Source organism: Mesorhizobium sp. M8A.F.Ca.ET.057.01.1.1 (genome assembly GCF_003952565.1).
Taxonomy (GTDB): domain Bacteria; phylum Pseudomonadota; class Alphaproteobacteria; order Rhizobiales; family Rhizobiaceae; genus Mesorhizobium.
Genome location: NZ_CP034454.1, coordinates 2,702,631 through 2,725,004 on the forward strand (window position 1 = coordinate 2,702,631; position 22,374 = coordinate 2,725,004).

The following is a 22,374-nucleotide window of genomic DNA, read 5'->3' on the forward strand; positions in this document are numbered from 1 at the left end:
CATGGCGTTTCGCTACGAAGACACTTGCGAAACTTACGGGCTCCGGTACGCGAGACCTGATCCGGAGCGCCGGGCGGATGCGATATGTCCGCCTCGCAATCCGTTTTATAGGGACATCGTTACCGCGGAGTTATCGAGAGCTTAAGCAAATCTAAATTTGCGGCTCTTTCTCCGCAAAGATCCGGAAAAAGTCTATCGAATCCGCTGTTTAGGTCAGGCTGCCGCGCAGAAAATTAATTATGCCGGAGAAATCGGCGCCGCCATGGCCTTGGGCGTTGAACAGGGCATAGAGCTGCGCCGCCTCGGCGCCGAGCGGTGTCACGGCGCCCGCGCCAAGCGCTGCTTCCTGGGACAATTTCAGGTCTTTCAGCATGAGAGCCGCGGCAAATCCCGGCTTATAGTCCCTGTTGGCGGGCGAAGTGGGCACCGGGCCGGGCACCGGGCAATAGGTGGTCAGCGACCAGCACTGGCCCGACGAGGTCGAGGCGACGTCGAACAGCGCCTGATGCGACAGGCCGAGTTTCTCCGCCAGCACGAAAGCCTCGGCAACGCCGATCATCGAAATGCCGAGGATCATGTTGTTGCAGATCTTGGCGGCCTGGCCGGCGCCGTCACCGCCGCAATGGACGATGCGCCCGGCCATCGGCTTCAGGATTGGCTCGGCGGCGGCGAAAGCATCGTCGGAGCCGCCGGCCATGAAGGTCAATGTGCCGGCGGCGGCACCACCGGTGCCGCCGGAAACCGGTGCGTCGATGGAAAGCAGTCCGTACCTGGCAGCAACGGCATGCGCCTTGCGCGCGGATTCGACGTCGATAGTCGAGGAATCGATGAACAGCGCGCCTTTTTTCGCCTTGGGCGCGATCTCTTCGTAAACCGAAAGCACGTGTTTGCCGGCCGGCAGCATCGTGATGACGACGTCGGCATCCTTTACGGTCGCCGGTGCGTTGGCCATGACGACGACGCCGTGCTCTTTGGCGACGGTCAAGTTCTCCGGCATCAGGTCAAAGCCATTTACCGTGTGGCCTGACTTGACCAGGTTGGCGGCCATGGGGTTGCCCATATTGCCTAGGCCAATGAAGGCGATCGTCGTCATTGTCTGTCTCCCGGAGTTTGCTGGCGTCAGCGGCCGATCAGCGCCCGCGCGATGATCACGCGCATGATCTCGTTGGTGCCTTCGAGGATCTGATGCACCCTGAGATCGCGGACCAGCTTCTCGATGCCGTAGTCATGCAGATAGCCATAGCCGCCGAGCAGTTGCAGCGCATCGTTGGCGACGTTGAAGCCGGTGTCGGTGACGAAGCGCTTTGCCATCGCCGACCATTTACCGGCGTCCGGAGCCTTGCGGTCGAGCTTCGAGGCCGCCGCATAGAGGAAGATGCGCGCTGCTTGCAACTCGGTCTCCATGTCGGCCAGCCTGAACTGCAGCGCCTGGAACTGGTTGATCTTCGAGCCGAAGGCCTTGCGCTCAGCCGTGTAGGCCAGCGCCTTGTCGAGCGCCGACTGCGCGCCGCCCAGCGAACAGGCGGCGATGTTCAGCCGGCCGCCGTCGAGCCCGGCCATGGCGATGCCGAAACCGGCGCCTTCACCCGACAGGAGGTTCTCCGCCGGCACCTTGCAGTCCTCGAAGATGACCTGGCGGGTCGACTGCATGTGCCAGCCCATCTTGTGCTCGTTTGCCCCGAAGGACAGGCCGGGCGCATCCTTGGGCACGATGATGGTGGAGATGCCTTTCGGGCCATCGGCGCCGGTGCGCACCATGACGGCATAGACATCGCTGTCACCGGCGCCGGAGATGAACTGCTTGGCGCCGTTGAGCACATAGTCGCCGCCGCTCTTCACCGCGCGCGTCTTCAGGGCGGCGGCATCGGAGCCGGAACCCGGCTCGGTCAGGCAGTAGCTCGCCAGCCATTCCATCGAGGTGAGCTTCGGCAGGAAGCGCTGTCGCTGCTCCTCATTGCCGAAACGGTCGATCATCGATGCCACCATGTTGTGGATCGAGATGAAGGACGAAAAGGCCGGATCTGCGTGCGACAGAGCCTCGAAGATCAGCACCGCATCGAGCCGGCCGAGTGCGGAACCGCCGACGTCGTCCCTGATATAGATGCCGCCGAGGCCGAGCGGCCCTGTCTCGCGGATCACATCGGCGGGGAAGTGTTTCCTGCGGTCCCAGTCGAGCGCGTTCGGCGCGACGCGATCGGCGGCGAAGGCCTGGGCCATCTCCTGGATGGCGCGCTGTTCCTCGTTGAGTTCGAACTGGCTGGTGCTCGCATCGACCGCGGCGTCCATGGCGTGCTCCCTGTTGTCTGACCTGCTGGCCTGTCTTTTTTGGCTTTGCGCGCGCACCAATCTAGACCAATGATGCCGCCGCGCAACCCGAGCCGCCGCGGAGCGGCTGTGCACCAATGCATGCCCGGAGCAAGATGTGACGACAAAATTCGATGAGCTGTTGGGACATTTCCACGCCTATCTTGCTTCCGTCGATGACGCCCTGGTGCGCGATGCCGTGGCGCGTATCGGTTGGGATATGCCGGCTCGCGATTTGGAGCCGCGTCCGCTTGACTGCCTGCGCCATCTCGATCGCGCCGCCGAACTGGCACCGCCGGATGCGAAACCACTGGTGCGATTGCTGGCCGAGCGGCGCAACGAATTGCATTGGGGGCAGACCTATAGCGAGGCCGATTTCGGCAAGGCCTTCATCGACAATTACGGCTGGCTGGAAATGTTCGGCACGCGCGGCCATTTCGCCAACGACGAGGTCGCGGCCGGGCTGCTGATCCTTGGACCCGGGATCGTCTATCCCGACCATCATCACGTCGCCGAGGAGATCTATATTCCGCTGACCGGCGGCACCGAATGGCGCATGGGCGAGGGCGGTTTTCGCACGCGTGGAGCCAGCGAGGTCGTCCACCACGCTTCCAATGTCAGTCACGCCATGCGTACGGGCAAGGAACCACTGCTGGCGCTTTATATCTGGCGCGGCGGGCCGCTGGCGCAGAAATCCACGATCACCGGAACCGCGACGCAGGGCCGGAGCTGATGGCCAGGGCAATCATGCTGCAAGGCACGGGTTCGGATGTCGGCAAGACGGTGCTTGTCGCAGGGCTGTGCCGCGCCGCAAGGAATCGCGGCCTGAAAGTGCGGCCGTTCAAGCCGCAGAACATGTCGAACAACGCTGCCGTTGCCGATATTCCCGGCGACAACAACCATGGCGGCGGCGAGATCGGCCGCGCGCAATGGCTGCAGGCGATCGCTTGCGGGGTTGCGCCATCGGTCCACATGAACCCGGTGCTGCTCAAGCCGCAGACCGATGTCGGCGCCCAGGTCATCGTCCAGGGCAAGGTGTTCGGCGAGGCGCGGGCTCGCGACTATCAGGCGCTGAAGGGCCGGCTGATGGATGCCGTGCTGGAGTCCTGGGGCAAGGTCGGCGAGGGCGCCGATCTTGTCATTGTCGAGGGTGCCGGTTCGCCAGCCGAAATCAACCTCAGAAGCCGCGACATCGCCAATATGGGTTTTGCCACGCGCGCCGATGTGCCGGTGGTGCTGGTCGGCGACATTGATCGCGGCGGCGTCATCGCCTCGATCGCCGGCACGCATCTGATCCTGCCGGAAGAGGACCGGCGCATGATCGCCGGCTATCTCATCAACAAGTTCCGGGGAGACGTCTCGCTGTTCGATGATGGCCTGAAGGCGATCGGGAAATTCACCGGATGGCGCTGTTTTGGCGTTGTGCCATGGCTTAAGGCGGCGGCGCGTTTACCCTCGGAGGATTCCGTGGTGCTGGAGCGGCTGGCGTCCGGCGAGGCGTGCGCGTTGAAAGTGGCGGTGCCGATGCTTGGCCGCATCGCCAATTTCGACGATCTCGACCCGCTCAAGGCCGAACCGCAGGTCGAAGTGGTGTTCGTGCCGCCGGGAAAGAAGCTGCCGGCCGATGCCGGGCTGGTGGTCATTCCCGGCTCCAAGTCGACGATCGGCGACCTCCTGAAATTCCGCGAGAACGGCTGGGACCGGGATTTGGCGGCGCACCGCAAGCGCGGCGGCCATGTCGTCGGCATTTGCGGCGGCTTCCAGATGCTCGGCCGCATGGTGCGCGACCCCGACGGTATCGAAGGCAGCGTCACAGAGACCGTGGGGCTCGGCCTGCTCGATGTCGAGACGGTGATGGAACCGGAAAAGACGGTGCGCAATGTCAGCGCCCGCTCAGTGCCGTTCGACCTGCCGCTCGAGGGTTACGAAATCCATCTCGGCCGCACCACCGGCCCGGATACCAGGCGACCATCGGCAATCATCAATGGCGCCGAGGATGGTGCGATCTCGGCCGATGGCAAGGTGATAGGCACGTATATGCATGGCCTGTTCGGCGCCGACGGCTTTCGCGGGAAATTCCTTGAAAGCCTGGGTGTCAGGGGCGGTGGCATCGATTATCGCGCCGAGGTCGAGCGGGCGCTGAACGAGGTCGCCGCCGAGCTGGAAACCCATCTCGACTGCGACGCGATTTTCGCGATGGCGCGTTAGCCGGCTTTTTCACCGGCCTTCGGCCAATAGGTGCCGAACGACCAGACATTGCCTTCAGGGTCGCGACAGATGAATTCGCGGCTGCCATAATCGCGGTTCGTCAGTTCCTGGATGATCGTCGCGCCGGCCTTCCTGGCTTTGGCGTAGGCGGCATCGGCATCGTCGACAGCGATATAGATCGACTTGCCCCCGCCTGAACCGGGTTCGCCGACCATCTTGCCGTAGTCGTCGTCGCGCACCGTGCCAAGCATGATCATCGAAGAGCCGAAGACCAGTTCGGCATGGTGCACGACATCGCCTTCGCCATAACGAGCACGGACACTGAAACCGAAGGCTTCGCCCAGCCAGTCGATCATTCCCGCCGCATTCTTGTAGCGCAAAGCAGGATAGAGCCGGGGTGCTTCAGTGGTGGTGGGCATGGCAACCTCCTTCATCTGGATTGGTCTATGCCTCACACTCTGGGCGAGGGCCGTTCCAGTGTCTTGAAGAAATGTTACCTGACCGAAAGTGCCGTTGGCGTCTCGCCGGCAAGCTCGCGGAATTCGCGCACGAGATGCGCCTGGTCGGCATAGCCGCAATCGGCGGCGACATCCGCCCAGTCGGCGGTCAACTCCCTCGACAGGCGGAGCGCCCGGTTGAAGCGGACGATGCGCGACAGGGTCTTGGGGCCGATGCCGGTCGCGTCGGAGAATTTGTCGGCGAGATGTTTGCGGCTCCAGCCCAACCGTTCGGCAAGCGATGCGATCCGGGTCCGGCCGCCTGATGTGATGATGCGGTCATAGGCCCAAGCGATTTCGAGCGGTGTTTCGGCGGCGCTCTCGAGACGTGCGGTGACGAAGGCCTCGGCAAGATCGAAACGTGCCGTCCAGTCAGGCGCGTTGCCCAGCCGTTCGCGCAGCGCCGCGCCCTCCACGCCAAGCACGTCGTCGAGTACGACCATGCTGTCGGTCAATTCGCTCATCGGCAGGCGGAAGAAGCGGCGTGCGCCAAGAGGGGTGAAATTGACCTGGATGCAGCAAGCGCCGCCGAAGGATTCGATCATTACCGGGCCGGCGAAAAGGCCGGCGGCGAAACTGGCGAAGCGGTCATTGTCATCAGGCGCCCTGCCGAGGCCGATGGCGAACGGCTCGGCGAAGCTGATCACCAGCGGCACCGTCAGCGACGCGTATTCGACATTGCGGAAATGTCCGGTAGCTGTTTCGCGATAGCCGCAGATGTCGGTGACAACGCCGTCAAGCGCGGCGTCGGGAAGCCGCCGGCGCATTTCGAACAGCCCCGGCATGGAGCAATCCTGTTCTTTCCGGCGCTGCATCTCGATTGGCATTGGCCATCCTTCCGCCAAGCGAATCTAGCAGAGGCTGCATCAGAATCAAAAACGCCCGGCTTTTGGCCGGGCGCTCTCGGTCCCCACTTGCCGAGGGAAACTTGTCAGGCGCCGCGCATCAAGCAGCCGGCAGCGAGCACGATGTAGGCGACAAGCATGATCCACACCGATGCAAGAGGTATGAACGCAAGAACGCCAAGCGCGGCGAGAATGCCGATGATGGCGATGACCAGGGAAATGATGAAAACAATCTGGGTAGGCGCGCTGAGATTCATGTCTGGCTCCTGCAACATGATTCGAACAGCGATATTGTAACAGGCGCGTGATCACACACCAATCATGACACGCAGCGGGTTGGCCGGATCGGCCAGCAGCTTCACCGCCAGAGCCACGCAGACGATGACCAGCAACGGCTTGATCAACCTCGCGCCGATGCGCATGGCAAGGCTGGCACCAAGCCGGGCGCCGAGGAACTGGGTAACGCCCATCATCAGGCCGATCTTCCAGGAGATGACGCCGACAGCGGCAAAGACGATAAAACCGCCAATGTTGGAGGCGAAATTGAGCAGTTTGGTGTGCGCGGTCGCCTTGAGCACGCCGTAGCCGGCAAGGGCGACGAAGGCCAGCATGTAGAAGGAACCGGCGCCCGGCCCGAACACGCCGTCATAGAAGCCGATGGCCGGCACCAAGGTCACGCCGAACAGGAAAGGCGATAGGCGCTCGGCCCGGTCGACATCGTTCATGTTGGGCTTGAGGGCGAAGTATAATGCGATGGCAATCAGCACCAGCGGCAAGGCCGCGCGCAAGAGGTGGCCGGGCACGATCGTGGCCAGCAATGCGCCGATGGCGCCGCCGGCAAGTGCCAGCAGCGCCGATGGCAATTGCCGGCGCAGGTCGACATGGCCTTTGGACGCATAGTGGATGGTCGCCGATCCCGAGCCGAACATGCCTTGCAGCTTGTTGGTTCCAAGCGCCTCGACCGGTGAAAAACCGGCAAGCAGCAGCGCGGGGATGGTGATCAGTCCGCCGCCGCCGGCAATCGAATCGACAAAGCCCGCGGCGAAAGCCGCGAAGCCGAGCATGGCGATTGACTGGGCGGTGAGGTCGATCATCTGATGTGTCGAGATGTCCGGTCGGCTAAGATAGCGCGCGTTCGAACCACGACCACCCCGTTTGCGCAAGGCCGATTCCGCGCTAATTCTATGAAAGAGGAATCGGAAGGGGGCCGTTCATGGCATTCGCGTTGCTGGACCAGATACGCTCGATTTTCGACGGCGACCCGGGCGTGCGCAAGGTCGCGGACGATCCCGTCCTGTCGGCGGAACTGCTGATGCTGTTCCGCATGATCCTGGCCGACGGCACGGTGAGCGAGAGCGAGATGGTTGCATTCCGGCGCATCTGCAAGGAGGCTTTCGGCATTCCGGAAACCAGCGTCGACAGCGTCATCGAATATCTCAACGAATTCGGCTACGAGACCAACGGTTCGCAGGCGATCGCGCTGTTTCGCGACCTCGACGTCGAACGCCGCAAGCAATTGGCGCAGCACATGGCGGAGATCGCCAAGGCGGATTTGCAACTGGCCGAGAGCGAGGTGCGGCTGCTGCGCCGCACGCTCGATCTGCTCGACATCAGCCCGGTCGACGTGGTGAAGCCGGAAGAGTAGGGGCGGAGGTCCCGACCGAGGGCCTGTTGCCTGCGGCAGATCCTCGACATTCGCTGCCTTCCATCGTGCCACTGGCGCGATGGATTTTGCATCGCGAACCGGTCGCTCACCCCTGTTCCTGCATCCGCTTCGCGATTGCGCGGTGCAGATCCGGCGCAGCCGCGACCAGCGCCCTGGCGGCCTCGGATTGCGGGCGGTCCAACACGTCGTTCGTCTTGCCCCGCTCGACGATCTTGCCCTCATGCATGACCAGCACTTCGTCCGTGATGGCGCGGGCGACGGCCAAATCATGGGTGATGAAGAGATAGGCGATGCCGAGTTTCTGGTTGAGCCCGGCGAAAAGGTCCAGGATCTGCGCGCGGATCGAGACATCGAGTGCCGAGACCGGCTCGTCGGCGACCACCAGTTTTGGCCGGGTGATGATGGCGCGGGCGATAGACAGACGCTGGCGTTGGCCGCCAGAAAATTCGTGCGGGTATTTGTCCATGTCGCGCTGGTCGAGGCCGACCTCGTGCAGCGCATGCGCCACCATCTCCCGGCGTTCGGCGCGCGTCGGTTTTTTCTCCAGGACATGCAAGGGCTCGGCGACCAGTTTTTCGACCTTCTGGCGCGGATCGAAGGAGCCGTAGGGGTCCTGGAAGACGACCTGCATATCGCGCCTGGCGGGCTTCAACTCGGCCTCGCTCTTGCCGGTGATGGCTTCGCCGCGAAAGCGGATCGCACCCGAACTCGGCCGGTCCAGCGCCAGGATCATGCGGGCAAGGGTCGACTTGCCGCAGCCGGAGCGGCCGACCAGCGCCACCGACTGGCCCTGCGCCATCGACAGGGAGACATCGTCGACCGCGCGGATGGCAGGCGCGCGCCTGAACAGCGAAGTCCGGCGGCCGGGATAGTCGCGGGTGATGCCTTCGACCTGCAGCAAGGGTTGGTCCGTCCCGACGAGATGAGGCTTGGCGCGCGCCGGAACATGCATCGAGGCCTGCGCCAGTTGGCGCGTATAGGGATGAAGCTGACCGGAGAGCGTGCGCGCCGTGTCGCCGGCCTCCATCACCTCGCCATGGCGCAGGATGGTGATGCGGTCGGCCATCTCGGTCACGACGGCGAGATCGTGCGAGATCAGCAGCAGGCCCATGCGGTTTTCCGCGACGAGGTCGCGCAGCAGGTCGAGGATCTGCGCCTGCAGCACCACGTCGAGCGCCGTCGTCGGCTCGTCGGCGATCAAGAGCTTCGGCTTCAGTGCGCAGGCGATGGCGATGACGACGCGCTGGCGCTGGCCGCCGGACAATTCGTGCGGATAGCGCGACAGCGGGAACTTTGCCGAGGGCAGCCCGACGCGGTCGAGCATTTTTCGCGCCCGATCCTCGGCGTCGGCTCGGCTTGTGCTGGTGTGCCAGCGTATGCCTTCGGCGACCTGTTCGCCGATTGTCTTGACCGGATTGAGCGCCGTCATCGGTTCCTGGAACACCATGCCGATGTCGTCGCCGCGCAGGGCGCACATCTGGTCCTCGGTCGCTGCCAGGATGTCGATGCCGTCGAATGTGACGCGCCCGGTGGCGCGTGCGGCATGAGGCAGGAGCCGCATCACCGTCAGCGCGGTCATCGATTTGCCGGAGCCGGATTCGCCGACCAATCCCATGATCTCGCCGGGCGCGACGGAGAGTTCGATCTCCTTCAGGATCGGCGTGTCGCCGATGGTCAACGATAGGTTTTCGATCTCCAGCAGGCTCATCGCTGCCGCCGCGATTTCGGGTCGAGAATATCGGCGATGCCGTCGCCCAAAAGGTTCAGGCCGAGCACGGTGACAACGATCGCCATGCCGGGGAAGATCGCCATCCACGGCGCTACCACCATGCGCGTCTGGGCGTCGAACAGCATGCGGCCCCAGCTCGGCATGGGCGGCTGCGCGCCGAGGCCGAGATAGGAAAGCCCCGCTTCGGCCAGGATGCCCAGCGCGAACTGGATGGTGCCTTGCACCAGGAGCAGCGTGGCGATGTTGGGCAGAACATGTTCGATCGATATCTGCGTGCTGCTCTTGCCGGCGGCGCGCGCGGCCAGGATGAATTCGCGCGGCCAGACGGCAAGCGCGCCGGCGCGGGCGACGCGGGCAAAGACCGGAATGTTGAAGATGCCGATGGCGAGGATGGCGTTGACGGCGCCGGGCCCGAAAATGGCGGTGATCATGATCGCCGAGAGCAGCGCCGGGAAGGCGAAGACGAGGTCGTTGATGCGCATCAATGCTTCGTCGACGAGGCCGCCGCGCGCGGCGGCAAAGGTGCCGAGCGGCACGCCGGCACCCATGCCTATGCCGACCGCGACCAGCGCCACGGCAATCGAGTTGCGGGCGCCGACCATGATCATCGACAGGATGTCGCGGCCGAAATGGTCGGTGCCGAACCAATGGGCCAGTGAGGGGCCTTGCGTCTTGTCGGCTATGACCAGCTTCGTCACATCGTAGGGTGTCCAGACGTAAGAGATCACAGCCATCGCCAGGATCAGCACGGTGATGGCGAAGCCGGCGACGAAGGCGGTATTTCCAAACGCCTTGGCCAGGATGCTGCGGAACGTCTCGTCGGGGATGTCGATGCGCAGCGTCATTGCCGGGTCCTCAGGCGGGGATCGGCCACCGCATAGGACAGGTCGACGACGAGATTGACGGCAATGACGGCGGCGACCAGCAGCATGACGACGCTTTCGACGACGATCAGGTCGCGCTGGGTGATCGCCTGGAACACCAGCCGGCCGAGCCCGGGCAAATAGAAGACATTCTCGATGATGATGGTGCCGGCGAGCAGGAAGGCGAATTGCAGACCAAGAATGGTCAGCACGGGGATCATGGCGTTGCGCAGCGCGTGCCGCCACAGCACGGCCCGATAGGGCAGACCCTTGGCGCGGGCGGTGCGGATATAGTCCTCGTTCAGGACCTCGATCAGCGCCGAGCGGGTGACGCGCGCCAGGATCGCCGCTTGCGGTAGGGCAAGCGCCACCGCCGGCAACAGCAGCGATTTTAGCGCCGGCCAGGCGCCGGCAGCCCAGCCCGGAAAACCACCGGCCGGGACCAGCCGCAGCCAGACGGCAAAGACATAGATGAGCATCAGCGCGAACCAGAAATTGGGCACCGCGACGCCAAGCTGCGCCACGCCCATTGAAATCGTGTCGCCGGCCCGTCCGCGCCGGCTGGCGGAATAAAGCCCGACCGGAATGGCGATGATGGTGGAGAGCGCAAGCGCGATCAGCGCCAGCGGCAACGAGACGGCGAGCCGTTCACGCACAAGATCGATAACCGGTACCGAATAGGTATAGGAGCGGCCGAAATCGAGGCTGAGCAGGCCGCCTGCCCAGTGCAAATAGCGCAGGACGAGCGGCGCGTTGAGGCCCATCTGGTCGCGCAGCAGTTCCACCTGGTCGGCGCTGGCGTTCATGCCCAGCATCAGGCGCGCCGGGTCGCCGGGGAGGATTTCCAGCACGGCGAAGACCACCATCGAGGCAAGCACCAGCGTGGCAAGGGCGATGGCGAGGCGCTTGAGGAGGTAGGTGGTCATGGGAGGCGAGGGAGCGGCGCTCGCACCACAAGCCTCATTCGCTCCACTTCACCTTGGTGAGATCATTGGCCTGGATCGGCGCGTTTTCCCACAGGCCCTGCAACTTGGCGTCCCAGACACCGACCTTGGGCAATTCGTAGAGGAAGCCGACCACGGCGTCGTCGGCCAGGATCTTCTGCGCCTCGCCAAGCAGCTCCTTGCGCTTGGCCTCGTCGGAGGTGAGGTTGAGATCGGCGATCACCTTGTCGAAGGTCGGATTGTCGTAGTTGAAATAATAGTCCTTGCGCGAATAGATATCGATGTCGTTGGGCTCGGTGTGGGAGACGATGGTCAGGTCGTAGTCCTTCTTGGTGAACACCTGGTCCAGCCACTGCGCCCACTCGACCGGGATGATCTCGAGGTTGATGCCGACGTCGCGAAGTTGCGAGGCGATGATCTCGCCACCCAGCCTGGCATAGCCGGGTGGCGGCAGTTTCAGCGTCGCCTTGAAGCCGTTCTCCAACCCGGCCTCCTTCAACAGTTCCTTGGCCTTGTCGACATTGTGCGGATAGAGGCCGGTGAGGTCGACATAGTCCTTGTTGGCCGGCGACATGTGCGAGCCGATCGGCAGTCCAAGACCGGCCGAGGCGCCGTCGATGATCGCCTTGCGGTCGAGCGCGTAGGAGATTGCCTGCCTGACCTGCAGCTTGTCGAAAGGCGGCTTCTTGTTGTTGATCGACAGGATTGTCTCGCCTTCGGTCGAGCCGATCACCACCTTGAAACGCGGATCGTCCTTGACCTGTGCGAGACTGTCGGGATCGAAGAAGGGGAAGGCCTGGATGTCGCCGGACAGCAGGGCCGGCACATAGGCCGCGGCATCCGGCACGATGCGGAACTCGACCTTGTCGAGGAACACCGGAGCGCCCCAGTAATGGTCGGCTTTTACCAGCGTGATGGACGATCCCTTGGCCCAATTCTGGAATTTGAACGGGCCGGTACCGATCGGGTTCTCCTTGTTGGTGTCGGCTGACTTTGGCGACACCATCACCGCGTCACCCCAGCCCATATTATAGAGGAAGGATCCTTGCGGGTTCTTCAGCGTGACCTTGACCGTTGCCGGATCGATAACGTCAACCTTGTCGATGGCCGCGAACAGGCCCTTCTGCGCATTCATGGAATTGTCGGCGCGGGCCCGGTCGAGCGAGAATTTCACGTCGTCGGCGCTGAAATCGGCGCCGTCATGAAATTTGACTCCGGTATGCAGCTTGAAGGTGTAGACCTTGCCGTCATCGGAAATGGTCCAGCTCTCGGCCAGATCCGGCAGCACCTCGCCATTGGGGCCAATCCGGGTCAGGCCCTCGAAGACATTGGCGTAGAGCACTTCCTTGATCGCCGCCGCGGCGCCCGCGGTCGGATCGAGATGCGGTGGTTCGAGCGGAATGCCAATGACCAGGTCGGTCCGGCCCGCAAAAGCCTGACTTCCAGCGGCCAGCGCAAGGACCGCCGCGGCCAGAATGGTTTTCCACAGTCTCATCGTGCAACTCCCCATGCGTTCAGGACACGTGCTCAAACCGGGCGATAGAAGCGTGATTTCGCACGGGAGTAAATTGCGTTTCGTGCTGCCAGGCAGGATGGCCGAGAATGTTTTTGCCGTGCCAGCTGTGTAAAAAGGTCGAAGCCTGTCGCGATGGAGGGTTATCCCGTGGCGGTGCCGCGCACCAGCACGTTGAGCCCGATCGCCATCACCTTGGCCGATTCCACCATGTCCGATATGCCAACCCATTCGTCCGGCCGGTGGGCGAGGTCGAGAATACCGGGTCCGTAGGCGATGCAGTCATAGATGTGACCGATGCGAGCAATATGCTTCTGATCGTAGGTGCCGGGGGATATGACATAGTCGGGCTCGCGGTCGAAGATGGCATGAATGCCTTGCGCCACGGCCTTGACCACGGGCGCGTCACGCTCGGTCATCAGCGGCAGCACCTCCATCAGATCGCGGATCTCATAGTCGAATTTTTTGCGCTCCCGCTTCAGCCGGTCGAGAATGCCGGTCACTTCGCTTTTGACCGTGGCGAGATCCTCCTCGAGCAGGAAGCGACGGTCGATGGTTAGCCGACAGGAATCGGGCACGTTGGGCGAGGGCAGGCCGGGCCGGAAATCCTCGGTCTGGCCGCCATGGATGGAGTTGATGTTCATGGTCGAGCGCCTGGCGCCCTCCGGCACGACCGGCATGCGCGTGATCTTGCGGTCGAGTGCGGGGAACAGATCGTCCTCGAATGCCCTGAGGACGGCGCCCATATGGCGCACCGCATTGTCGCCGAGAAACGGCATCGAGCCGTGCGCGATCTCGCCCTTGGTCTCGATCTCCGCCCACCAGACGCCGCGATGGCCGAGGCAGATGCGGTCCTTGTTCAAGGGCTCGGGGATGATGACGTGATCGACCCTGGGCTTCGAGAAATAGCCGAGCCCGGCCAGATGGGCGACGCCACCAAAACCGCCGGACTCCTCGTCGACCGTGCCCGAGATCTCGATGGCGCCGGGAAAGTCGGGGAAGACTTCCATGAAGGCCTCGACGGCGATGATGGAGGCGGCGAGGCCGCCCTTCATGTCGCAGGCGCCGCGGCCATAGACCTTGCCGTCCTTGATGACGCCGGCAAAGGGATCCACCGTCCAGCCTTCGCCAGCCTCGACCACGTCGATATGCGAATTGAAGTGGACGCAGGCGCCCGGTGACCGGCCGTCGAAACGGGCAACGACATTGACGCGCGGATAGCGATCGGTGTCGCCGGGCGTGCCTTCGGCGCGGATGAACTCGGTCTCGAAGCCGCGCTTCCTTAGCCGCGCACCAATATAGTCGGCGCATGGCCTGTAGGCTTCGCCGGGTGGATTGATGGTCGGAAAGCGGATCAGTTCGGCGGTCAGCGCCACCAACTCGTCGCGCCTGCTATCGATTGCCTTGAGGAGTCTCTCGTTCATGCCACGAGTTGAGCAGCGAACCCCACGGTTTTGCAAGCCCGTCGACCATCCGCGCAACGTGTCCTTGCGGCAACTATCGCGGGAAATCGTTCAAATTCGCTGCATTGGATTGGCGAATTGGTCAAGGAGTGTGTGTTATCTGTTCACTGCCATTAAAAAGGTGAAATATAACGTGATGGCGGGCAGGCAAGGGGCAATCAAAGGGGTTTGATCGCATGAAAATGTCGTTCCTTAAGGCAACGGTGCTGGCCGTCGCGCTGTTTGGCGCATCGGTCGCAAGTGAGGCGGCCACGTTGGTGGCGAATATCGACGTGTCGTCGCAGACAATGACGGTCCGCTATGGTGATTCGGTGTATCGGTGGGCCGTGTCGACCGCCCGTCCGGGCTATTTCACGCCACGCGGCACCTACCGGCCGCAGCGCACGGCGCGGATGTGGTATTCGCGCAAGTACGAAATGTCGCCGATGCCTTATTCCGTGTTCTTCCATGGTGGTTATGCCATCCATGGAACAGGCGCCGTCAGGCAACTCGGCCGCCCGGCTTCGCATGGCTGCGTAAGGCTGCATACGACCAATGCCGCAGCCTTCTATTCGATGGTGCGCGAAGTCGGATTCGGCAATACGCGCATTGTCGTCACCAATTAGGCGGTTGGCGGTTCGCTGATATTGGCTTTGTCTGCTGGCGGAGGAACTCACGTTCCCGCCGGCGGCTTGCTCAGGTGTTTGAGACGGGAGCCGCCTTGGTGCGCTTTTTTCGCCGCCAGTTGCTGATCTCCCACCTTTTGTGGAACCACATCCACTGGCCGGGGTCCTCGCGGACCCAGCGCTCGACGACATCGTTCAGCATCTGGGTGGTGGCGTGGACGTCGACGCTGCCGTCCGCGGTGCGCGGCAAGACCAGCTTGTCCTCGATCTCGAGCCGGAAGCGGTTGCCCGGCAGCCTGAGGCAGCGCGCCGGGTAGACGTCGCAGTCATAGTGACGGGCAAGGGTGCCGAGCACGCGGTTGCTCTGGCAGGGACGGCCGAAGAAGGTCGTGTCCAGGCCGTTGGAGAATTTCTGGTCGACGAGAACGCCGATATTGCCGCCATTCTCCAACACCCCGCCAGCGCGAATGAGGCTCCGGCCATCGACGGCAGCAAGCCGCCCATGGTCGAGCGCCTTGTCGAAAGGATGTAGTCGGCGAGGTAGGGGTTGTTGGGCGGGCGAAACAGCGCCGTGATGTTCATGCCGAAGGTCGCGGCCGCCACCGGCAGCAGTTCGAAATTGCCGAGATGGCCGGTGAAGACGATGTGCGGCTGCTTCTCGGCCGCGATCTCGACGAAATGCTCGGTTCCCTTGACCTCGACGCGACCGGGCTTGCCGGCGGCGGGGTCATAGTCGAACAGGGCGTCGAGGAAAATGTATTCGGCGGCAAGGCGGGCCATGTTGCCCCACATGTCGGAGGCGATGGCCTGGATTTCGCCATCACTCTTTTCCGGATAGGCCTTGCGCAGATTGTCGAGGGCGACCTGGTGGCGTCCGACCCTCGGACCGATGAGGCGAGCGACGCGGTCGGCAAAATTCAGCGCACTGTCGACCGGCAGCAGGCGCAGCAACGACATGATGATCATCGCGGCCCGCGCGACAAGCCAGTAATTCACCTGGCGCAGTTGCCTGCCATAGCGAAATTTCAGGTCCCGGCGAAGCTTCTTGAGCACTGAAATCGAGGCTCTAGGCGACGCGCAGGATGATCTTGCCGAAGACGTCGCGGCCTTCCATGCGCTTCAGCGCGGCATCGATATCGTCGAAGCCGACCTCGGTGTCGATGACCGGCGCGACTTGCCCCGCGGCCATCTTCTGCATGGCGTTGGCCATGTTCTCCATGCGGCAGCCGAAGGATCCGAGCAGTTTCAACTGTTGCTGGAAAAGCTGCATCAGGTTGATCTGCGTCGACACGCCCGAGGTCGAGCCGCAGGTCACCAGGCGGCCGCCGCGTTTCAGGCACAGCATCGAGCCGGCAAAGGTGTCGGCGCCGACATGTTCGAACACGACATCGACGCCTTTCTTCTTGGTCAGCTTGCGCACGACGCCCTCGAAGCGGTCGTCGCGGTAGTTGATGACATGGTCGGCGCCTAGCGCCTTGGCCCTGTCGATCTTGTCGTTCGAACCGACAGTGGTGATGATCGTGCAGCCCATCCGCTTGGCCAACTGGATCGCCGCCGAGCCGATGCCGGATCCGCCGGCATGGACCAGGATCGTCTCGCCAGGCTGCAGCCTGGCATTGTCGAACAGCATATGCTCGACCGTACCAAAGGTGACGGGCGCTACCGCAGCGCCAATGTCGGTCACGCCGGGCGGGGCGGGGACCAGCAGGCGCGCCGGCAGGTTGATCTTTTCCTGCGCGAAGCCATCGAGATGGAAACCGTGAACGCCCGAAACATGCTCGCAAAGGTTGTCGCGGCCTTCGCGGCAGGCCCGGCATAGGCCGCAGGTGCGTGCGCCGTAGATCGATACCAATTGTCCCGGCAGCAGGCTGGAAACGCCGGGGCCGACCGCCTCGACCTCGCCGGAGGCCTCGGCGCCGACGACCAGCGGGAGCTTGCGCTTGGCGAAGGCCATGCCGCGCCAACCCCAGACGTCGATGTGGTTCAGCGCCACTGCCCTGATGCGCAGCGTCACTTCGCCGAGTGCGGGTGGCGGTGGTGGCGGCAGGTCCACCGTTTCAAGACGGCGGTCCTCGATAAGTTGCAGTGCGCGCATGGAGCCTGTCGGTTCTGTTAAGCGGAAAGGGCTCGCTTAGACCGGTTCCCGCGCCATGACAAGGCAAGTGTTCTGGCCGCCGAAACCGAAGGAGTTGGACAGAACGGTGCGAACCTGCGCATCGCGCTTCTTGTTCGGCACGACGTCGAGCGCGATCGCAGGGTCGGGATTGTCATAGTTGATGGTCGGGGGAATGACGCTTTCGCGCATCGTCATCAGCGAAAACGCCGCTTCGACCGCGCCCGCTGCCGACAGCGTGTGGCCGATCATCGACTTGTTGGACGAGATGGGCATCGAACCGATGCGCTCGCCAAACACCGTCGACAGCGACAAGTGCTCCATCTTGTCGTTTTCCGGCGTCGAGGTGCCGTGGGCGTTGACATAGTCGATCTCGTCTTCGCCGAGGCCCGCGTCGGCAAGGGCGGCCCGGACAGCGGCAATCGCCGGCGAACCGTCCGGCTTGGAGCGGGTGCGGTGGAAATCGTCGGCCTTTTCGCCACAACCGCTGAGGATGCCGAGGACTTCGGCTCCACGGGCAAGCGCCGCCTCCAGCGATTCCAGCACCAGAGCGCCGGATCCCTCCGCCAACACAAAGCCGTCACGGTCCTTGGAAAACGGCTTGGAAGCCTTTTCCGGATTGTCGTTGTGGGTGGAAAGAGCCGACAGCAACGAGAAGCGGATCAGCGCCTCGGCGGTTGCCGAACCGTCGGCGCCGATCGACACCGCCCGGTCGCATTCGCCACGGCGGATAGCCTCGACGCCGAGCTGGATGGCGGTGGCGCCGGAGGCGCATGCGGTCGACAGCGTGATCGGCAGGCCGCGCGTGCCGAACCGGTCGGCGAGCCGGTCGGCGATCGAACCGAACTGGGTGGTTTCGAAGACATCGAGTTCCTTCAGGCCACGCGCCACACGCAGCAACCTTTCGGCGCCGGAATCCTGCTTGTCGGAATTGTAGAGCGCGAAGCGCTCGTGCCAGTCGAGCTCGACCGGCGGCGAGGCGAGGAAGAGAGGACCGCCGAAATGACCGGAATCGAGCCCGGATTCGGCCACGGCTTCACGCGCGGCGGTCTCGGCCAGTTCATAGGTGAGGGGGCTGGCACCCTTCGAACTCGATGCCAGGAAGTCGACCATGCCGGAGATGCGCGTGTTGAGGTGATCGACCGGGAAACGGATAATCGGGTGGATGCCGGACTTGCCCGAAGTCAGCGCCGCCCAATTGTCAGCCTTGCCGACGCCGAGCGAGGTCACCACCCCTATGCCGGTGACGGCGACAACGGGCCTGCCCATGTGATCTCTGAAATTGGCCATCCGGGAGCCCTTCTTATCTCTGCGGCACGCTCGCGAAACGCCGCCTCAGGCGGCGTTGACCAGCGCCATGCCCTCGAATTGGTGATAGCCGATCGCCGTTGCAAGGACGCTCGCGGGAATGCCGTCAAATGGCTTCTCGGACATGGCGTCAAAAACAGGGTAGGCCGCCTTGCGATCGACAGCCAATGCCGCCAGCGCCACGGCGAATGGGAACTGTGCTTCCTTCATATGGCCGGTCAGCGTTGAGAAACCGCGCGCGACGATTGCCTCGACGGCATCGAACGCTGCTTTCTCGGCGAGGGTTGCCGCATGCGCGCCAGACGCGCCCGACATGGCGAGCAACTTGCCGCCAGGCGACGCCTGCTCGAGCAGAGCGGCGATCTCGGCATCGAGTTCTCCGCGCGATCGCCTGGCGCGGCCGGACACGACTTGTCCGAGTTCGGCATAGATCTTGCGCCCGCGACTTGTCGCGTGTTCGCGCTGCTCCAGCACCAGAAAGGCACCACCGGAGCCCGACACCACGCCACCGCCCTCGGCGCCCTGCCTTTGCCAGACAGGCTTCCACGGGCCGCGATGCAGATAACCGGCCAGCTCGTAGCCGAGCAGCATGTCGGAATGTTCGGTCTGGAAGGCGCCGCCAACCAGGATATGCGTCGACTGGCCGGAGCGGATGCGCGCGGCAGCCGTCTCGACGGCGGCGACGCCGGCGCCCTCCTCGCCCATGAAGGTGCGCGACGAGCCCGTCACCTTGTGGACGATGGAGATGTTGCCGGCGAGCAGATTGGAAAGCTGCGCCAGGAACAGGGTTGGACGCAGCTCGGTGGTCAGCTTCTCGTTGAGCAGTACGTCGCGGTCGTTGCGGTTTTCCGAAGCGGCGAGAATGTCGGCATCGACCGCTTCGTCGCGCTCGCCGCCACCGGCGGCCACGACCATGTCCATGGTGGTGCAGAGCTCGTCATTGCCCTTGATGCCGGCGTCGTCCAGCGCAAGTCCGGCGGCATAGGTGCCGAGCCTCTGCCATGTCTCCATCTGCCGCTGGTCGCCGCGCTTGGCGATCTGCAGGTTCCAGTCGATGTCTGGCAGCGGATGGACGGTGTAGGGTGCAAAGCGCGCGGCTTCGAGCACCGGCTCCCGGCCGGGTTGCGCCAGCTTCTGCCAATGGGCGTCAGGACCTTCCCCCAGCGAGGAAACAAGGCCGATACCTGTGATGACGACGTCGTGGGGGCTGCTCATGAGCGGCTTTGTGGGTCAGGCGGCGCAGCCCGTCAAGGCCACGCGCCGGCCGATGTCAGGCAGTCTTGGCGGCAACCAGCGCGTCGATCTTGGCGCACAGGTTCTTCATGACGAAGTAGTCGTCGGTCGAAGCCTTGCCGTCATTGACTTCCTGGGTCCACTTTTCCAGCGGCACCTTGATGCCGAATTCCTTGTCGATGGCGAACACGATGTCGAGGAAGTCGAGGCTGTCGATACCGAGATCGTCAATGGTGTGGCTCTCGGGCGTGATGGTGTCGATATCGATCTCGCTGGTGTCGGCAATGATCTTGGCGACTTTGTCGAACGTGGTGGAGTTCGTGGTGGACAAGGGCTTTTCCTTCTTTGCGGGCGGAATCTGTCCGCAGCTGGTTTGGGCGCTGTCTAATCGGTTTTTCCCGGCAGGAAAAGGCCTGATAAGCCGGGCGCAGATGGGGAGGGCGTGTTGGAAAGGCAAGAAGGGCCGCCGGTCAACCCGGCGGCCCTTCCAATTGACGTAAGGTCAATGCTTGGTTCGATGCATGTCGTCACCCCAAAACCGGAACCACTTTTGGGCGACATGCATCAGCTCTCGCGAAGCTTGACCAGGTCGTTCAACAGCCCGCCCGTTCCGTTGTGGACGGTCAGCCGCTCGACCTTGCCTGCGATGGCTTCCAGGGCCTCGAGCTCCTTCAGCCGCAGCATCACCGGGTTCTCCGCCATCACCTTGGCCGTGTTGAGGAGCGAACGCGTGGCGTTCGTCTCCTCGCGGCGGCGGATGACGTTGGCCTCGGCCTGCTTTTCGGCCGAAACCACCTGGTTGAGGATTTCGCGCATCTCGCCCGGCAGGATGACATCCTTAAGTGCGATATCGCTGACCTCGACCCCGATCTCGGCCATGTCGGCTCTGACTTTGGCCGCCGCCTCTTCGTCGACCGTCACCTTCTTTTCAAGGATCTGGTCGAGCGTGAGCGCGCCCAACGTCTTGCGGAAGGCGTACTGCAGGGCACGGTAGAGGGCCTCGGAGAAGTCCTTCACCGCACTCACCGCCTTGACCGGATCGACGACCCGGTATTCGGCCGCGATGTTGACGCGGATCGTGACGCGATCCCTTGTCAGCACTTCCTGCCCGGCGACGTCGAGCGACTGGCGCTTGAGGTCGACGACCTTGATCTGCACCATCCGTCCGACGTTCCAGAAGCCGTGCACGCCGGCGGCAAGCGTCCGCACCAGGACACCGTCGACGAACAGCAATCCTGCCTGACCATCCAGAACCGGATGGACGGACATCAATTCCGTCTTCCGAGCCTGGCCGAGCCGGCGCAGGAGCGCCGGCTCGGTGGCAAGATCGGCCGCGGTGTCGACCATCGTCACCTTCCACGGTCCGGCATCGGTCCACAGCACCAGCTTGCGGTCCGGCGCCAGCACGGAATGGAGGTTGCCGTCGCGCTCGATGACGGCGACCTCCGTGCGCCCGGTGCGGACGACGGTGAAATGACGCGCGGCCACGTCCGGGAGCTTGTCGAACAACGCCTTCTCGTACGCCGAAACGAATTCCGGGTTCCTCAGATCGTGCCGCGACACTTCAAGGCTGCCACGCCGGTTGGCGAGCCAGTGCTCACCCGGCAGCAGGACGGCCTTGATCTCTCCCTTGTACAGGGTGAGGGCACGCTCATTTTCCTTTACGAGGACGCGCTCGCGCCCAAGAACTGTATCGAGAATGGTCATTGTCTTACTCCTGTCGGGCATGGCCCCATGCGAGGCGTCACGTCATGCGTCGATCTTCCCTTCGTTTCTCGTTTCACTTCCAATTCCGGCACGAATGATCCGGGGACTGGTGGCATCAATCCGTGGCGGGCCCTCGGGAGCGGATCGCGAGGCAGCGAAGCGGGCGCCGGAGGCCTTGGCCTCCTTTGCCGGCGACGCTGCGCCTTGACCATCACCGCGAGCCTGGCCGCGAGCCGATGGCATCAGATCTTTCGATCCGGCCTTGGCCCGAAGGCTTCGGCCGTCCGTCAGGTCTTCAGCATTCCAGTCCCCGGACCGTTTTGGGTAACACCGCCCAAAGGTGTTGGCTTATCAGCCAATGGAGAAGGATTCGAACCCTCGACAGTCAGATTACAAGTCTGATGCTCTACCAAACTGAGCTATCCGTGGTGCAGACAGCAGGACTCGAACCTGCGACCTCCGGACCCAAATCCGGTGCTCTACCTCTGAGCTACATCCGCGATCCCAATCCCCAAAGCGGCGCCGTATACAGGGCGGCAAAGCCACCTGCACGGGCGGAGACGAAAGCTCCAACCGCTGTGCTCACTTCGGTTTTCGTGACCGGGAACGCGCCTATAGCCCCTGCGACGGGTTGTCGCAAGCGACATTGTGGCGGCGAATTTGCGGCTTATTCCGGCAGTGGCATTTCCGCAACAACGGTTGCCGCGCCTGGGATCGGGGCCAGTCCCCTCAAAACGTAACGCGGCCAAGGACGCGCAGGCCGTCACCCTGCGGTTCGACCACCACGGCTTCGCCTTCGCGGGGCGAGATGCCAGTCAGCGCCACGATGTCTTCCAGATGGGTGACCATGACCAGATTGTCGGAGCCGGAATAGGCGCGGATTTCCTTCATGATGGCAGCGATCTGCACCGCTTTCTGTGCATCGTCGCCCTTCAGGAGGTCGAGCGGTGCGAACAGTTCCGGCTCGGCCTCGAAGGCGGTGCGCGCCGTGTCGAGGCAGCGGCAGTAGCGGCTTGACAGGACGCGTTCGACGGGCGCCGCGCGGGCGGCAAACAGGGCGCCGATCTTGCTCGCCTGCTGCTTGCCGCGCGCCGACAGATTGACCTGGGTAGCGCAATTGCCGATGTCGAAATTGGCCGGGTCTGTGGTGCCGGTGACCATGGCGTGGCGCAGCAGCACGACATGGCCACCGTCGCGCAGCAGCGCCCAGCCGGCGTCCGTCGCGTGCGCGGCGGCGGGGACGACAAGCAGGAACAACGCCAAGGCTAACCGGATCATCGCCACCCTTCCATGAGTCCGTATCGGGCTCCAACCATTCGCATATAGGGATTGGAAAGTGGGCACAAAGACAAGCCGGGCGATGGCCGCGTCTCAAG

At 63.4% G+C, this 22,374-nt stretch carries 21 protein-coding genes, 2 tRNA genes and 1 pseudogene; 4 read left to right on the plus strand and 20 right to left on the minus strand.

What is annotated here, in order from left to right:
• Positions 1-208: 208 nt before the first annotated feature.
• The gene (gene mmsB / locus EJ077_RS12530) at positions 209-1,093 is read right to left on the minus strand and encodes a 3-hydroxyisobutyrate dehydrogenase (RefSeq protein ID WP_208702344.1); all 885 of its coding nucleotides are present in this window, start codon (positions 1,091-1,093) and stop codon (positions 209-211) included.
• A 26-nt stretch (positions 1,094-1,119) separates the two neighbouring features.
• On the minus strand, positions 1,120-2,286 hold the full coding sequence (locus EJ077_RS12535; RefSeq protein ID WP_208702346.1) for an isobutyryl-CoA dehydrogenase: 1,167 nt from the start codon (positions 2,284-2,286) through the stop codon (positions 1,120-1,122).
• A 136-nt stretch (positions 2,287-2,422) separates the two neighbouring features.
• On the opposite strand from EJ077_RS12535, the gene EJ077_RS12540 reads away from it, so the two are divergent.
• Entirely contained in the window at positions 2,423-3,037 is a 615-nt protein-coding gene (locus EJ077_RS12540) for a dimethylsulfonioproprionate lyase family protein (RefSeq protein ID WP_208702348.1), read from the plus strand.
• Positions 3,037-4,512, plus strand: coding sequence for a cobyric acid synthase (locus EJ077_RS12545; RefSeq protein ID WP_208702350.1), 1,476 nt, complete (start codon positions 3,037-3,039; stop codon positions 4,510-4,512). The genes EJ077_RS12540 and EJ077_RS12545 overlap by 1 nt, the downstream gene beginning before the upstream one ends.
• Here EJ077_RS12545 and EJ077_RS12550 read toward each other — a convergent pair.
• From EJ077_RS12550 to EJ077_RS12565, 4 genes are all read right to left on the minus strand, one after another.
• Positions 4,509-4,931, minus strand: coding sequence for a VOC family protein (locus EJ077_RS12550; RefSeq protein WP_208702352.1), 423 nt, complete (start codon positions 4,929-4,931; stop codon positions 4,509-4,511). The two genes, EJ077_RS12545 and EJ077_RS12550, sit on opposite strands and share 4 nt — an antisense overlap.
• Before the next feature lie 74 nt (positions 4,932-5,005).
• Positions 5,006-5,836 (minus strand): helix-turn-helix domain-containing protein, encoded by an 831-nt coding sequence (locus EJ077_RS12555; RefSeq protein ID WP_208702353.1) that lies wholly within the window; start codon positions 5,834-5,836, stop codon positions 5,006-5,008.
• 104 nt (positions 5,837-5,940) lie between these two features.
• Entirely contained in the window at positions 5,941-6,111 is a 171-nt protein-coding gene (locus tag EJ077_RS12560; RefSeq protein ID WP_208702355.1) for a hypothetical protein, read from the minus strand.
• 51 nt (positions 6,112-6,162) lie between these two features.
• On the minus strand, positions 6,163-6,948 hold the full coding sequence (locus tag EJ077_RS12565) for a TSUP family transporter (RefSeq protein WP_208702357.1): 786 nt from the start codon (positions 6,946-6,948) through the stop codon (positions 6,163-6,165).
• 119 nt (positions 6,949-7,067) lie between these two features.
• Here EJ077_RS12565 and EJ077_RS12570 point away from each other — a divergent pair, with 119 nt between their 5' ends.
• On the plus strand, positions 7,068-7,499 hold the full coding sequence (locus tag EJ077_RS12570) for a TerB family tellurite resistance protein (RefSeq protein ID WP_208702359.1): 432 nt from the start codon (positions 7,068-7,070) through the stop codon (positions 7,497-7,499).
• Positions 7,500-7,605: 106 nt separating this feature from the next.
• Here the strand turns inward: EJ077_RS12570 and EJ077_RS12575 are convergent, their stop codons facing one another.
• From EJ077_RS12575 to EJ077_RS12595, 5 genes are all read right to left on the minus strand, one after another.
• Entirely contained in the window at positions 7,606-9,228 is a 1,623-nt protein-coding gene (locus EJ077_RS12575; RefSeq protein WP_208702362.1) for an ABC transporter ATP-binding protein, read from the minus strand.
• Complete coding sequence (locus EJ077_RS12580; RefSeq protein ID WP_208702364.1) at positions 9,225-10,094, minus strand: ABC transporter permease; 870 nt, start codon at positions 10,092-10,094, stop codon at positions 9,225-9,227. Before EJ077_RS12580 ends, EJ077_RS12575 begins: the two co-directional genes overlap by 4 nt.
• Positions 10,091-11,038, minus strand: a complete 948-nt coding sequence (locus EJ077_RS12585; protein ID WP_208702366.1) for an ABC transporter permease — start codon at positions 11,036-11,038, stop codon at positions 10,091-10,093. The genes EJ077_RS12580 and EJ077_RS12585 overlap by 4 nt, the downstream gene beginning before the upstream one ends.
• Before the next feature lie 34 nt (positions 11,039-11,072).
• Complete coding sequence (locus EJ077_RS12590) at positions 11,073-12,551, minus strand: ABC transporter substrate-binding protein (protein ID WP_208702368.1); 1,479 nt, start codon at positions 12,549-12,551, stop codon at positions 11,073-11,075.
• Between the two features lie 161 nt (positions 12,552-12,712).
• On the minus strand, positions 12,713-13,993 hold the full coding sequence (locus tag EJ077_RS12595; RefSeq protein ID WP_208702370.1) for an acetylornithine deacetylase/succinyl-diaminopimelate desuccinylase family protein: 1,281 nt from the start codon (positions 13,991-13,993) through the stop codon (positions 12,713-12,715).
• 215 nt (positions 13,994-14,208) lie between these two features.
• Here EJ077_RS12595 and EJ077_RS12600 point away from each other — a divergent pair, with 215 nt between their 5' ends.
• Positions 14,209-14,637, plus strand: coding sequence for a L,D-transpeptidase (locus EJ077_RS12600; RefSeq protein ID WP_208702372.1), 429 nt, complete (start codon positions 14,209-14,211; stop codon positions 14,635-14,637).
• 70 nt (positions 14,638-14,707) lie between these two features.
• Here the strand turns inward: EJ077_RS12600 and EJ077_RS12605 are convergent.
• From EJ077_RS12605 to EJ077_RS12645, 9 genes and pseudogenes are all read right to left on the minus strand, one after another.
• Positions 14,708-15,690, minus strand: a pseudogene (locus tag EJ077_RS12605) (lipid A biosynthesis lauroyl acyltransferase).
• 13 nt (positions 15,691-15,703) lie between these two features.
• Positions 15,704-16,732, minus strand: coding sequence for a zinc-binding dehydrogenase (locus EJ077_RS12610; protein WP_208702374.1), 1,029 nt, complete (start codon positions 16,730-16,732; stop codon positions 15,704-15,706).
• Positions 16,733-16,768: 36 nt separating this feature from the next.
• The gene (locus tag EJ077_RS12615) at positions 16,769-18,040 is read right to left on the minus strand and encodes a beta-ketoacyl-ACP synthase (RefSeq protein WP_208702376.1); all 1,272 of its coding nucleotides are present in this window, start codon (positions 18,038-18,040) and stop codon (positions 16,769-16,771) included.
• Positions 18,041-18,085: 45 nt separating this feature from the next.
• A complete protein-coding gene (locus EJ077_RS12620; protein WP_208702378.1) occupies positions 18,086-19,273 on the minus strand; it encodes a beta-ketoacyl-ACP synthase in 1,188 nt (395 codons plus the stop codon).
• A 55-nt stretch (positions 19,274-19,328) separates the two neighbouring features.
• Complete coding sequence (locus EJ077_RS12625; RefSeq protein ID WP_027029416.1) at positions 19,329-19,622, minus strand: acyl carrier protein; 294 nt, start codon at positions 19,620-19,622, stop codon at positions 19,329-19,331.
• Positions 19,623-19,855: 233 nt separating this feature from the next.
• The gene (locus EJ077_RS12630; RefSeq protein WP_208702380.1) at positions 19,856-20,998 is read right to left on the minus strand and encodes a slipin family protein; all 1,143 of its coding nucleotides are present in this window, start codon (positions 20,996-20,998) and stop codon (positions 19,856-19,858) included.
• A 359-nt stretch (positions 20,999-21,357) separates the two neighbouring features.
• Positions 21,358-21,423 (minus strand) — tRNA-Thr (locus tag EJ077_RS12635).
• A 1-nt stretch (position 21,424) separates the two neighbouring features.
• Positions 21,425-21,498, minus strand: a tRNA-OTHER gene (locus EJ077_RS12640).
• Positions 21,499-21,727: 229 nt separating this feature from the next.
• Complete coding sequence (locus tag EJ077_RS12645; protein ID WP_208702382.1) at positions 21,728-22,276, minus strand: histidine phosphatase family protein; 549 nt, start codon at positions 22,274-22,276, stop codon at positions 21,728-21,730.
• Positions 22,277-22,374: the final 98 nt, after the last annotated feature.

Coding starts and splice junctions, on each gene's coding strand:
- mmsB (WP_208702344.1), bottom strand. CDS start 1,093: ATGACGACGATCGCCTTCATTGGCCTAGGCAATATGGGCAACCCCATG.
- EJ077_RS12535 (WP_208702346.1), bottom strand. CDS start 2,286: ATGGACGCCGCGGTCGATGCGAGCACCAGCCAGTTCGAACTCAACGAG.
- EJ077_RS12545 (WP_208702350.1), top strand. CDS start 3,037: ATGGCCAGGGCAATCATGCTGCAAGGCACGGGTTCGGATGTCGGCAAG.
- EJ077_RS12550 (WP_208702352.1), bottom strand. CDS start 4,931: ATGCCCACCACCACTGAAGCACCCCGGCTCTATCCTGCTTTGCGCTAC.
- EJ077_RS12555 (WP_208702353.1), bottom strand. CDS start 5,836: ATGCCAATCGAGATGCAGCGCCGGAAAGAACAGGATTGCTCCATGCCG.
- EJ077_RS12560 (WP_208702355.1), bottom strand. CDS start 6,111: ATGAATCTCAGCGCGCCTACCCAGATTGTTTTCATCATTTCCCTGGTC.
- EJ077_RS12565 (WP_208702357.1), bottom strand. CDS start 6,948: ATGATCGACCTCACCGCCCAGTCAATCGCCATGCTCGGCTTCGCGGCT.
- EJ077_RS12570 (WP_208702359.1), top strand. CDS start 7,068: ATGGCATTCGCGTTGCTGGACCAGATACGCTCGATTTTCGACGGCGAC.
- EJ077_RS12575 (WP_208702362.1), bottom strand. CDS start 9,228: ATGAGCCTGCTGGAGATCGAAAACCTATCGTTGACCATCGGCGACACG.
- EJ077_RS12580 (WP_208702364.1), bottom strand. CDS start 10,094: ATGACGCTGCGCATCGACATCCCCGACGAGACGTTCCGCAGCATCCTG.
- EJ077_RS12585 (WP_208702366.1), bottom strand. CDS start 11,038: ATGACCACCTACCTCCTCAAGCGCCTCGCCATCGCCCTTGCCACGCTG.
- EJ077_RS12590 (WP_208702368.1), bottom strand. CDS start 12,551: ATGAGACTGTGGAAAACCATTCTGGCCGCGGCGGTCCTTGCGCTGGCC.
- EJ077_RS12595 (WP_208702370.1), bottom strand. CDS start 13,993: ATGAACGAGAGACTCCTCAAGGCAATCGATAGCAGGCGCGACGAGTTG.
- EJ077_RS12600 (WP_208702372.1), top strand. CDS start 14,209: ATGAAAATGTCGTTCCTTAAGGCAACGGTGCTGGCCGTCGCGCTGTTT.
- EJ077_RS12610 (WP_208702374.1), bottom strand. CDS start 16,732: ATGCGCGCACTGCAACTTATCGAGGACCGCCGTCTTGAAACGGTGGAC.
- EJ077_RS12615 (WP_208702376.1), bottom strand. CDS start 18,040: ATGGCCAATTTCAGAGATCACATGGGCAGGCCCGTTGTCGCCGTCACC.
- EJ077_RS12620 (WP_208702378.1), bottom strand. CDS start 19,273: ATGAGCAGCCCCCACGACGTCGTCATCACAGGTATCGGCCTTGTTTCC.
- EJ077_RS12630 (WP_208702380.1), bottom strand. CDS start 20,998: ATGACCATTCTCGATACAGTTCTTGGGCGCGAGCGCGTCCTCGTAAAG.
- EJ077_RS12645 (WP_208702382.1), bottom strand. CDS start 22,276: ATGATCCGGTTAGCCTTGGCGTTGTTCCTGCTTGTCGTCCCCGCCGCC.